At 36.7% G+C, this 11,820-nt stretch carries 10 protein-coding genes; 1 reads left to right on the forward strand and 9 read right to left on the reverse strand.

The genetic code is table 11. The features are described 5' to 3' along the window. Positions 1 to 20: 20 nt before the first annotated feature. Positions 21 to 2,819, reverse strand: coding sequence for a TonB-dependent receptor (locus G521_RS0100160; RefSeq protein WP_081674988.1), 2,799 nt, complete (start codon positions 2,817 to 2,819; stop codon positions 21 to 23). Positions 2,820 to 3,075: 256 nt separating this feature from the next. Between G521_RS0100160 and G521_RS0100165 the strand changes: the two genes are divergently transcribed. Next, positions 3,076 to 4,281 carry a porin gene (locus tag G521_RS0100165; protein WP_026896703.1) on the forward strand — a complete coding sequence of 402 codons (1,206 nt, stop codon included), beginning with the start codon at positions 3,076 to 3,078 and terminating at the stop codon, positions 4,279 to 4,281. A 31-nt stretch (positions 4,282 to 4,312) separates the two neighbouring features. On the opposite strand, the gene G521_RS0100170 is transcribed toward G521_RS0100165, so the two are convergent. The 8 genes from G521_RS0100170 to rpsT form a co-directional block, all read right to left on the reverse strand. Next, the gene (locus G521_RS0100170; protein ID WP_026896704.1) at positions 4,313 to 5,047 is read right to left on the reverse strand and encodes a TlpA family protein disulfide reductase; all 735 of its coding nucleotides are present in this window, start codon (positions 5,045 to 5,047) and stop codon (positions 4,313 to 4,315) included. 55 nt (positions 5,048 to 5,102) lie between these two features. Beyond that, the gene (locus G521_RS0100175; protein WP_036677930.1) at positions 5,103 to 5,639 is read right to left on the reverse strand and encodes an Mpo1 family 2-hydroxy fatty acid dioxygenase; all 537 of its coding nucleotides are present in this window, start codon (positions 5,637 to 5,639) and stop codon (positions 5,103 to 5,105) included. A gap of 136 nt (positions 5,640 to 5,775) precedes the next feature. After that, a complete protein-coding gene (gene rny, locus G521_RS0100180) occupies positions 5,776 to 7,329 on the reverse strand; it encodes a ribonuclease Y (RefSeq protein WP_026896706.1) in 1,554 nt (517 codons plus the stop codon). Between the two features lie 199 nt (positions 7,330 to 7,528). Further along, positions 7,529 to 7,819: a cell division protein ZapA gene (locus tag G521_RS0100185; RefSeq protein ID WP_026896707.1), complete on the reverse strand. Its 291-nt coding sequence runs from the start codon at positions 7,817 to 7,819 to the stop codon at positions 7,529 to 7,531. Positions 7,820 to 7,841: 22 nt separating this feature from the next. Further along, on the reverse strand, positions 7,842 to 8,153 hold the full coding sequence (locus tag G521_RS0100190; protein ID WP_026896708.1) for a hypothetical protein: 312 nt from the start codon (positions 8,151 to 8,153) through the stop codon (positions 7,842 to 7,844). A 64-nt stretch (positions 8,154 to 8,217) separates the two neighbouring features. After that, positions 8,218 to 10,617 (reverse strand): phenylalanine--tRNA ligase subunit beta, encoded by a 2,400-nt coding sequence (gene pheT / locus G521_RS0100195; protein WP_026896709.1) that lies wholly within the window; start codon positions 10,615 to 10,617, stop codon positions 8,218 to 8,220. Between the two features lie 125 nt (positions 10,618 to 10,742). Continuing rightward, complete coding sequence (radC, locus tag G521_RS0100200) at positions 10,743 to 11,441, reverse strand: RadC family protein (protein WP_026896710.1); 699 nt, start codon at positions 11,439 to 11,441, stop codon at positions 10,743 to 10,745. Positions 11,442 to 11,525: 84 nt separating this feature from the next. Continuing rightward, positions 11,526 to 11,780, reverse strand: a complete 255-nt coding sequence (gene rpsT / locus G521_RS0100205) for a 30S ribosomal protein S20 (RefSeq protein WP_026896711.1) — start codon at positions 11,778 to 11,780, stop codon at positions 11,526 to 11,528. Between the last annotated feature and the right edge of the window lie 40 nt (positions 11,781 to 11,820).

The raw sequence follows: 11,820 nt of genomic DNA on the forward strand, positions 1-11,820 counted from the left end.
TCCTATTAAGGTTATGTTAATTAGAATGAATAATTAAAAGATAAAGAGTAATTGCTTCCGGTTTTAAAACGGCTGATGGTTTCATCAGATGAGCCAATAGAGTATTTCTTGTTCATATCCTTATCGAAATACAATACATTATCGTTGTTCAAAATATCATTGGCGTTAAACTTCAACTCTCCTTTTGATTTAAGAATTTTATAACCCAATTGAAAATCGACCACATTACGAGGTGCTTCATAAACACTCGGAAACTGTTGTCCACCGGCATTGGCAATGCGTCTGCCAATACGATTGTATAATAAATTGAAGTTTAACAAATTATTTAATGCGGTATGTTGTAAACCAGCATTGATAACATATGGCGACTGACCCACCAGAGGACGTTCTTTTTCGATAATATTATCAATCTCCGGATTCTTAACTTTTGATTTGATTAATGACAGATTAGTGTAGAAGGTTGTATTCTTAAATGCTTCATTGGTACCTAAAAAAGCAAGGTTTTTTCTGTACTCCAATTCTACCCCATATACATCTGCTTTTTTAGAATTAAAATAAGAGATATCGGGTGTAGAATTAGCATCGGCAATACTGGCTTCTATTGCATTGGTAAACTTTTTATAGAATGTGGATACCGAGAAAATCTGACCCGCTGATGGGAAGAACTCGTATCTTAAATCGGCGTTATCAATCTTGGCACGTTTTAATAAAGGATTTCCCTGTACGTTTGCACCTCTTTCATAATCGAAATAAGTAAAGGGAGCCAATTCTCTGAACTCGGGACGGGCCAAAGTTTTAAAATAGGATGCTCTGAAATTACTTTTTTCTGAAATGCTGTAGGTATAATTTACAGAGGGAAGTATATCTGCAAAATTTTGAGAAACCAAATTATTGGTGGTTAAAGTTTTTAATTTCAAATCATATTGTTCCATGCGCACTCCATAAACAATTCTGGATTTTGCTCCGATTTTATTATCCATCATCACATAAGCGGCATTTACCAGTGAGTTTGCATCATATGAATCACCATTGTTATTAACTTCATCCAGTTTATATTTTCCCTGACTGATCAGATCTTCTCCAAATAAGGTTTCAATGGGGCGTTGACGAATCTCATTATCTGCTTGTGGATTATTGGCATCAGTTTGCAGCCTTAATCCCAAAAACCTGACATCGAAATTCCGGTTGCGATAGTTTGAAGAAATACCAGCTTTAAAGTTTGCGCTATTTTTGAAGAATTTTAAAGGCAGGGAATATCCCGCTTCCGCTGAATAAACGTTCTCATTTAAGTAAGAAAACAGTCTTGCATTTTCTTTACCGATGTTAGTTACACCTGCATAATACGAATTTGGAACATCCCTGTCGGCTACGTTGCGCAGGTAATTTACTTTTCGCTGATCAGGCTGATCATTAATTACATTTCCAAAACCAAGAGTCCATTTCAGCTTAGAGTTATTATCTCCTACTTTATGCTCACCTTCCAGGGCTGTTTTAAATAAAGATTTCTGAAGAAGGTCAAATGCATAGAATTTAACATCTCCTGTGGTTTTGTTATTGCCTGTTCGATAAGTGTACTGATCATCCAGAGTGCGGTTGTAAAGATTTTTCAGCGTAATACGGCTGTTTTTAAAATTGTAGGCAAAGTTGGCTAAGGCTCCAACATTGGTAGAAAACTTGTATTGATCATCTGAGTAATCAAAAACATGGTATTGCCTTACTATGCCTGTATTACTGTTTTGAGAATTACGATAGGTTAAAGATAAAATAGCACCCAAACGATTATTTGTTTTTTCAAAATCCTTCACCCGGCCAACTGTAAACTGGTAATTTTGATTTAAAAAAGCATTTCCGTTACGAATGCCATAATCCTGTGGCAAAGCCTGTAATGAAGCAATATTCTTGTTCGGGCCAACCCCGTTATTTATTATCTTTCGTGTAGATGGAAAATTATTAGGTATTGATCTTAAGCCATTGTCAAAGCCAAAATAGTCAGAAGTATTTCTGGCACCGCTTTGAAAATTTTGGAAAGTTGCCTGAGAATTATAACTGTATCCCAAGCCAAATGACATAAAATTATCATCTGGTATATCTTTGGTAATTATCTGTACAGAACCTCCTGCAAAGTCTCCCGCCAAATCTGGGGTGGCGGTTTTGCTGATAATGATATTATCAATCAGATTTGAAGGAACAATATCAAATGAAAATGCTTTTCTGTTTGGCTCTGTGCTTGGCAATACACCATTATCTAAAGAAGCCGAATTGTAGCGATCAGCCAAACCACGCACAACCACAAATTTATTATCCTGAATAGTTGTTCCGCTAACTCGTTTTAATACTTCACTGGTATTTTTATCCGGAGATTTTTTAATGGTTTCAGCAGAAATCCCATCAGTTACCCGAACACTGTTTTTCTGTTTGGCATATAATCCGTTTAAACTTTCCTGTCTTGCTGTAGCAGTAATAACCACTTCGCTCAAAACCTGACCGCCGGCTTCTTCCATTACGATATCCAGGCTGGTTGTTACACCCGGGTTTACCTGTATATCTGTAATGCTTTTTGATTTATAACCAATATAAGAAAATGTTAATGCTACTTTTCCGGGAGTTAAACCTCCTAAATTATAATTACCGTCCACATCTGTCATCACTCCTTTTGTGGTACCTTCAACTTTAACGGTTAAACCAATTAAGGTTTCCCCGGTTTTTTTATCGGTTACCTTACCTGCTATTTTACCAGTTTCCTGACCGAAAATATTCAAAGTAATTAAGGTAAAAAAGACACTTATTGCCAAAATTCGTATGATTACGTTGTATTTCACTTTTACTTATTTTAATGTTCTGCAAAAGTATTAGCACAATGTTATCTCCACGTTAGTTAGATATTATGTATTGATGATGTTAATGTTAAGCCAATATTAATAAATACGGAGTATATTTAAATTCAAGGTTTTATACATGCTATCCATACATCTTAAGATAAAACCTGCAATTAAGAGTAGCTTAACAATTAGTTAACCGCGATATAATATTAAATTAATATAAGTGTTAAATTTGCTTCCTTTAAACCAAACGGGAATGGGACTAAAATTCAAAGTCGGGATAACTTTAATAATACTATGCTTCTTATCATTTCATAATTCGAATGGGCAGGACAAACCTAAGGAAGAAACAAAATGGTATGATTCATTTACCATCAGAGGATATATACAGGCCAGGTACAATAGGCTCTTTGAAACAAATTCTAAACTTAAATGCGAACAATGCGATAAAAGCTGGGGTGAAAATGGCGGTTTTTTTCTTAGACGAGCCCGGCTGGTTTTTTCGGGCCAAATAGGGAAACAAGTATATTTTTATTTTCAGCCTGATTTCGCAAGCTCATCATCTTCTACGGGTTTAAATTTTGGACAAATACGCGATGCTTATTTTGATATTGGTGTTGACAGTAAAAATGAATATAGATTTAGAATAGGTCAAAGCAAAATTCCTTACGGATTTGAAAACTTGCAATCAAGTCAGAACAGGCTGCCACTGGACAGAAATGATGCGCTCAACAGTGCATTAAGCAATGAAAGAGATTTAGGAGTAACTTTTTACTGGGCTCCGGAAGATAAAAGAAAACTGTTAGCCTCTGTGGTGAAAGAAGGTTTAAAAGGATCGGGTGATTATGGCGTTTTCGCTTTTGGAGTTTTTAACGGCCAAACTGCTAACAAACCCGAACTTAACAATACTTTGCATATGGTGAGCAGATTTAGTTATCCTTTTGAAATAGGCAACCAGATTCTGGAGCCCGGAATACAAGGATATACCGGAAAATTTGTTATGCCCGAGGATCAGCTAAGTCCGGGAGTAAAATATATCTCCGATCGAAATTATACCGATAAGAGAATGGCAGCATCCTTTGTTTTATATCCCAAACCTTTCGGAATTCAGGCAGAATATAATGTTGGAAAAGGCCCGGAATACAATAAGCTCAACGATTCAGTTGAAGTAAAAAATCTGCAAGGCGGATATGTTACGCTATCCTATTTGATGAGGAAAAACGATCAGATATTTATCCCTTTTACAAGAATACAATATTACCGTGGTGGCAAAAAGCATGAATTAGATGCTCGTAGTTATAAGGTAAATGAGTTGGAATTGGGTATAGAATGGCAGCCCCTTAAACAATTTGAATTGGTTGCGATGTATACCTTTTCATCACGCAGATTTGAAGATAATATTAAGAGAGATAATCTTCAGGAAGGTAATTTATTGAGACTCCAGGCGCAACTGAATTTTTAAAATCTGAATTTTACTGTCAGCTTTGTAAAGATTATTTTGCCTGGATACTTTCAGTTTCTGCTTTGCTCAAAGCTCCTTTTATAGATTTGTCAACCCAGTAAACAGTGTTCTGCGCCAGACCGGTACTATGAAACAATATAGTTGCTTGCTGGTCTACAACCACATGAGTTGGATAGGAATTAACCCCATAAAATGCAGACAGCCACTTCCCGTTTTCAGAAATATTGTATAAAAAGGGCGAAGTTTTTAAAAAGTCTTTTATCTCTGATTTTGTGTCGAGTGCAACACCAAGAAAGACCACATTGGGAATATCCTTATATTTCAACACCATTTTATTTAATTCCGGTATTTCTTTACGGCATGGAGCACAATTGATAAACCAGAAATTAAGAACCACCACTTTCCCGGCTAATTCTTTGAGATTGAATTTATTGCCGTTCAGATCTGTTAATTTAAAATTCGGAAGCTTATTACCGGTTTTAAAAAATGATGTTTCTCGCGGCTTAGGAATAGATTCCATCCTTTTTGATTTTGTTTCCTCTGATAATTCATAAATCAGAAATTCCGGACTTTCTCCATTTATCACAAATGTTCTCATCCCGTAATTTCCGCTCTGAAACAATTTCTTCCAGATGGCATACGGATACTGAAATCCCGTAGAATCCTTTACTATACTGTTCTCATTAAGGCTTGGCTTAGACTGAACAAGCTGAGCAGAAACGTTAAAACTAAAAAGTATAAAGAAGAGAAAGTACAGTTTTTTCATTTATGAGTTTTGATATAATTATGGTTATTTATCATCTACAGGAAGCTTTAAAATCCTAATATCTTAACCCTGCTTTTTTAAAGATAAAATGTAATAACCAGATAGGCCCTATCAGTAAAAATTTAATATCATCAAGAAAGGAAGGTTTCTTACCCTCAATTTTGTGGCCTATAAACTGTCCGATCCATGACAACACAAAAATACCAAGACAAACCTGCCACATGGGCGGCCAACCATGCAAATTATGCAGTTTCTCTAATCCTAGTATTCCGGCAGAAAAGATCATAATAATCAGCAACATGGCATAGGATAATACCGGAGAAAGTTTGTAATAATAGTATATTGAGAAGGCAATCAGGAAAGATGCCCAGTTTACAAAACCATTATAACGACCTAAAAAATCTAAATGCGGAAAGGGAATAGCCCACACTAAACCAAATAAACTGAATACAATCAGAGGGACACAAATCCAATGAATTAATTCGTTGGTAAGATTTTGATGACTTTCAGCATATTTATTAAAATAAACATCAACAGGGCGAATCTGACTAGTCTGCTTTGGAGATTTAGCTGCGGTATTTTGCTTTAGCATGATTTAAAGATAAAAAGATTTTGCTGACAGTAATTGACATTTTTCAATATCATTTAATAAAAAAACCGAATAAAGAATTTTTGATTCTATATTCGGTTTAATCGTTTAATTAACTATTTCTAATTAATCCGTTAATTTATTTCGCATAAGAAACAGATCTGGTTTCCCGGATAACGGTCACCTTTATCTGCCCCGGATAGGTCATTTCGGTTTGAATACGGTTTGATATATCCGCGGCGAGTATTTCAGATGCAGCATCTGAAATGCGCTCGCTTTCTACAACTACACGTAATTCGCGACCGGCCTGAATAGCAAACGTTTTCTCAACTCCCGGATATGATAAAGCAAGTGCTTCCAAATCTTTAAGTCTTTTGATATAACTTTCTACAACCTCACGGCGGGCACCCGGACGAGCTCCGGAAATAGCATCACAAGCCTGGATAATCGGCGAAATCATTGAAGTCATTTCAATTTCATCGTGGTGAGCTCCAATGGCGTTACAAACCTCCGGATGTTCCTTATATTTTTCAGCCAGCTGCATTCCCAGAATAGCGTGAGGCAATTCCGGATTGTCATCAGGCACTTTACCAATATCATGCAGCAGACCGGCACGTTTGGCCATTTTCACATTTAAACCCAGCTCAGCTGCCATGGTAGCACAAAAGTTTGCTACTTCGCGACTGTGCTGTAATAAATTTTGACCGTAAGAAGAGCGGTAACGCATACGTCCAACCATCCGGATGAGCTCCGGATGCAAACCATGAATCCCAAGATCAATTACCGTACGCTCACCAATTTCAACAATTTCATCTTCAATTTGCTTCTTGGTTTTAGCAACAACTTCTTCAATCCTGGCGGGATGAATCCGTCCATCGGTAACCAAACGATGCAATGCCAAACGGGCAATTTCTCTTCTAACCGGATCAAATCCAGATAAAATAATCGCTTCTGGTGTATCATCTACAATTATCTCAATGCCGGTTGCAGCTTCCAGAGCTCGTATATTTCTTCCTTCACGACCAATAACACGGCCTTTAATCTCATCACTTTCTATATTAAAAATCGAAACCGTATTCTCGATAGCGCTTTCTGTTGCTGTTCGCTGAATGGTTTGTATAACCACCTTTTTAGCTTCTTTGCTGGCAGTTAGTTTCGCTTCATCAACAATATCTTTAATCTGACTCATGGCCTTGGTACGGGCTTCCTCACGAAGCGAATCAACCAATTGATTTTTTGCCTCGTCGGCAGATAAACCTGCAATAGATTCTAACTGAGTAATATGCTGATTTTTAATAGCGTCTACTTCTTCCTGTTTTTTCTGGGCAACTTCAGTTTGCTTTTCCAGATTTTTGCGGGCCGTATCCAGTTCCTGTTCTTTGCGATTCATATTCTCAAGCTTCTGGTTCAAAGACTGCTCCTTTTGCTTGAGGGTATTTTCCCGCTGATTAATCGTGTTATTTTTGCTGTTTACATCCTGCTCGTGTTCAGCTTTTAATTTTAAAAAGTGATCCTTAGCTTCTAAAAGCTTTTCTTTTTTCAGGATTTCTGACTTGCTTTCGGCATCTTTAAGTATTTTCTTTACTTTATTCTGTGCTGCAATTTCCTGACTTTTTAACAGTTTGCGAAGTAGAAATCTCCCGATTACCACCCCCACTGCTAATCCAATTAAAACGTAAAGTATTATTTCCATAATTTCATTTTATATAAAAAAAACCGCAACTAAATCATAAATTTCATGTATTATAAAGCTTTTCAATTACGGTTAGAACTTTTACAAAACCTTAAGGCATTGCACTAAAGTTCACATAATATTGAAGCGTTAAGCTTAAAATAGTGAAATCTAAAAATTTAACTGCGGCTAAATCTTAGGCTCTAAATAAAGAACGATACTACTTAGAGAAAAAATCCGTCAGCAACTGGTCCAGTTGATACACCTTTTCAGCAACCTCTGTGTCTTCATTCATTACTTTTTTTTCAGCCTTCAGCGTAGCTGTGGCATAATGTAAAACACACATGGATAACAAATCCTGTTTATCTCTGACTGCATAATTATCCTGATATTCTTTTATACGGTCATTTATCAGTTTTGCTGCCCTACGTATTATTTCCTCTTCTTCCATGTTTACCTTTAATGGGTAAACTCTGTCAGCAATATTTATTTTTATGGAGATTTCTCCCATTTGAGCTTGGTTCACTATCGCATTACTTCTTGAGCAATACAATACACTTATCTATTTCGCGTACAAATTCGCTAATTTTTTGCTTTATGTCAAGACTTTTTTCATTAACCCCTAATTCTGGTGCTTTTAAACCTTCCAGCGAACGGGCCATGGTTACAATCCTCACTTTTTCTTCCAGTTCTGCACTTTTATTTTTGCTGGCATCAACCGCAACTTTTAAAGATTGATTTTCCAGTTTCAACAAATCATTTTCTTCCTGTAAAGCTCCACACAGATCTATCAATCTTGCTGCTTTATCAACTACTTTTTGCAACTGATCTGCTAACTGGCTCATTTTACTTGGTAATGTTTTATTGATTAAATCTTTAAGCTGCTTTGTGTTTACTTTTTCTGCTCAACTATCTTCTAATTTCTGCTCCTGCTTCCTTTTCGAAATTAAGAATTAATTTATCCATAATGCTGTCGATCTGTTTATCGGTTAGCGTTTTCTCTTCATCCTGCAAAACAAAACTTAAAGCATATGACTTTTTACCTTCGGGCAATTTGTCGCCCTCATAAACATCAAAAACATTTACATCCTTTAACAGATTCTTTTCTGTTTTCTGAGCGATATGTTTTAATTTGTTAAATGTGATGTCTTTATTCAGCAACATTGAAAGATCACGGCGAACAGCAGGAAATTTAGAAACTTCTTTGTAAGCTATTTTGTTATTCCTGATCACTTTCAAAATCATATCCCAGTCAAAATCTGCATAAAAAACATCAGAAGATATATCCAGTTTCTTCAATGCCTGTTTGGAAACCTTTCCGAAATCTACCAGCGACTTTTCTCCTTTTCGATAGCTGAGACCATTTTGCAAATTTTTAACTTCGGAGTCGAATGGAATTAATCCTTTGATATTCAACCGGCTTATCAGAGCATCCACAACTGCTTTTAAACTATAAAAATCAGTTTTTTGTTCTGGTTTACTCCAGTTAGCTGTTTCCTTATTCCCGCTTATAAAAATTGACAGTCTTTGATTCTCCTTATAGGATTCTGTTCCTAAACTGTAAATCTTTCCGAATTCATATAATTTCAAATCTGCATTTCTGCGATTCTGATTATAGGAAATTGCTTCCAATCCCGAAAATAATAGGCTTTGACGCATTACATCCAAATCTGTACTTAAGGGATTTAATATCCTTACAGCCTGATCCAGATCTGATGAGTAAGCTGATTTGGTTAGGGAGTTGGACAATATTTCGTTATAGCCGTTTGACGTTAAAAGATCAGCAATACTATTTTGCACCACTTCTCGGTCCGGTTTAACCGAATAATTTAAAGAAGCCCGTATCTGTGTTGGGATTTCAATATTGTTATATCCATGAATCCGCAGAATTTCTTCAATCACATCTACTTCGCGGGTTACATCAACTTTATAAGCCGGAACTTCCAATGATAATCCTTCGGCAGTTTCTGCAGATATTTGAATTCCTAAACCTGTAAGGATGGATTTAATTTCTTCATGTGGTATTTCTTTACCTATTAAGCGGTCTGCATTTTTATAAATCAGGTTTACACGGAATGGCTCCGCGGGAGCCGGATAAAAATCAGAAACAGCTGAAGAAACATATCCTCCGGCAATTTCTTTTATCAGCAAGGCTGCTCTTTTCAGAGCAAAAATGGTCATTTCTGGATCGGTACCGCGTTCAAACCTGAAAGATGCATCGGTTTTTAATCCATGTCTTTTTGAAGTTTTTCGAACAGAAACCGGATTGAACCAGGCGCTCTCCAGAAAAATATTTTTAGTTTGCTCATTTACGCCCGAAGATTCGCCGCCAAAAACTCCTGCAATGCACATTGGTTCTTCAGCATTACAAATCATCAGATCTTCTGCTGATAATTTGCGCTCAATACCATCCAGGGTTTTAAATATTGTTCCTTCATCACATTTCTTTACAACTACTTTTCCGGATGTAATGGCATCGGCATTAAAGGCATGCAGAGGCTGACCCAAATCATGCAACACAAAATTAGTAACATCCACCACGTTATTAATCGGGCGAACGCCGATCACATTTAATTTATCTTTCAGCCATTCTGGCGATTCTTGAATAGTAATTCCACTAATGGTGATAGAAGAATATCTTGGACACGCTGCTTCATCTTCTACAATTACCGGGATTGGAAGATCATGTGAATCTGTAATAAATGAAGATACATCCGGCATGTTTAGAGTTAAGCCAAGGTATGCTGCCAGATCCCGGGCTACGCCTAAGTGCGAAGCTGCATCGGCCCGGTTGGGAGTTAATCCTATTTCAAATAAATAATCATCATCCAGCTTAAAATATTCTTTTGCTTTACTTCCTACCAGGGCATCTTCAGCCAAAACCATAATACCGGCATGATCAGATCCCAAACCTATTTCATCTTCGGCACAGATCATTCCTTCAGAAACTTCGCCTCTGATCTTGGATTTATTTATTTTAAAAGGCTCTCCCTTGGTTGGATATACTATAGTGTTCACAGTGGCAACAACCACTTTCTGACCGGCGGCTACGTTATTTGCCCCGCATACAATTTGTACATCCTGCGAATTTCCTACATCCACTTTGGTTACTTTTAACCTATCGGCATTTGGATGCTGGCTGCACTCTTTTACAAAGCCAATAACCAATCCTTCTAATCCCCCCGGAATAGTTTGCACTTTCTCAAGGCTTTCTACTTCCAGACCGATATCTGTTAATATCAGTGAAATTTCTTCAGGTGTCTTTTCAGTTTGGATGTATTGTTTAAGCCACTTATAAGAGATCTTCATGTTCTAATTTTTCCTAAACGGCAAAGATAGAAAAGCTGAATTAAGAATTATCAATTATGAATTATCAATTTAGAATATTGATTCCGGATATATGCTGCTAAAGGCTTTTTTTGAAGGTTGCAGAACTATATAAGACCTTCATCTGCAAAACTAAAAAATCCGGCATCGGTAATTATTAAATGATCAAGCACCGGAATATCCAGAAACGCCCCTGCAGATTTTAATTTTCGGGTCAGATCCAGATCAGCCTGACTTGGTTTTAAATTACCCGAAGGATGATTATGAGCCAGTATAACGGAAGCTGCATGGTTTTCAAGAGCCGTATTGAATATAATTTTCGGATCTGCTACTGTTCCGGCCTGCCCGCCTTTACTGATCAAATGCTTCGAGGTAATTTTGTTCGCCCTGTTCAACAGCACTATCCAGAATTCCTCATGATTTAAATCCGCAAACTGCGCAGCAATAGCCTGATGAACATCATAACTGCTTTGCACAGGAGTTAAAATTTCTGAATTTGTTTCTTTTCTTCTCCTGCCAAGTTCAAGTGCGGCAATAATGGAAATAGCTTTGGCTTCTCCGATTCCTTTAAATTTGGACAATTCCTGAATGCTTAATTTTCCTAACAGGTTAAGATCATTCTGGCAAGAAATCAAAATACGCTTACTTAATTCAACAGCAGATTCTGTACGATTACCTGAGCCAATTAAAATTGCAATTAACTCTGCATCACTCAATACCCTGCGGCCTTGCTGTGATAATTTTTCGCGTGGCCGGTCTTCTTCGGCCCATGATTTTATACTAATTCTATCTTCATAAGATCCCATTCTTAAATCTAATTAAAATAGGGCACAAAAAATAAAAGGGGATTCGATGTCTCGAATCCCCTTTATTTAAAATAATGTAAAACCTTATTTTAAAGTATTAACGTATTTTGTAAGCTTCGATTTATTGTTCGATGCTTTGTTTTTGTGAATGATGTTCTTTTTAGCTAAACGATCAAGCATAGAAATCACTTTGGTTAAAAGTGTTGAAGCTTCTGCCTTATCTGTAGAAATACGCAATTTCTTGATCGCGTTTCTGGTAGTTTTAGCCTGATATCTATTACGCAAACGCTTTGTTGCGTTTGTTCTGATTCTTTTGATCGATGATTTATGATTTGCCATTTGTTAGCTTGTTTTCTCTATTCTTTTAAGGACTGCAAAT

It is taken from the genome of Daejeonella oryzae DSM 19973, assembly GCF_000422945.1.
In the GTDB taxonomy this organism is placed as follows: Bacteria; Bacteroidota; Bacteroidia; order Sphingobacteriales; family Sphingobacteriaceae; genus Daejeonella; species Daejeonella oryzae.

What these genes read in the sequence shown, in the direction of transcription:
- pheT (WP_026896709.1), bottom strand. Translation starts at nt 10,617, where the DNA reads ATGAAGATCTCTTATAAGTGGCTTAAACAATACATCCAAACTGAAAAG.
- rpsT (WP_026896711.1), bottom strand. Translation starts at nt 11,780, where the DNA reads ATGGCAAATCATAAATCATCGATCAAAAGAATCAGAACAAACGCAACA.
- G521_RS0100170 (WP_026896704.1), bottom strand. Translation starts at nt 5,047, where the DNA reads ATGAAAAAACTGTACTTTCTCTTCTTTATACTTTTTAGTTTTAACGTT.
- G521_RS0100175 (WP_036677930.1), bottom strand. Translation starts at nt 5,639, where the DNA reads ATGCTAAAGCAAAATACCGCAGCTAAATCTCCAAAGCAGACTAGTCAG.
- radC (WP_026896710.1), bottom strand. Translation starts at nt 11,441, where the DNA reads ATGGGATCTTATGAAGATAGAATTAGTATAAAATCATGGGCCGAAGAA.
- G521_RS0100165 (WP_026896703.1), top strand. Translation starts at nt 3,076, where the DNA reads ATGGGACTAAAATTCAAAGTCGGGATAACTTTAATAATACTATGCTTC.
- rny (WP_026896706.1), bottom strand. Translation starts at nt 7,329, where the DNA reads ATGGAAATAATACTTTACGTTTTAATTGGATTAGCAGTGGGGGTGGTA.
- G521_RS0100185 (WP_026896707.1), bottom strand. Translation starts at nt 7,819, where the DNA reads ATGGGAGAAATCTCCATAAAAATAAATATTGCTGACAGAGTTTACCCA.
- G521_RS0100190 (WP_026896708.1), bottom strand. Translation starts at nt 8,153, where the DNA reads ATGAGCCAGTTAGCAGATCAGTTGCAAAAAGTAGTTGATAAAGCAGCA.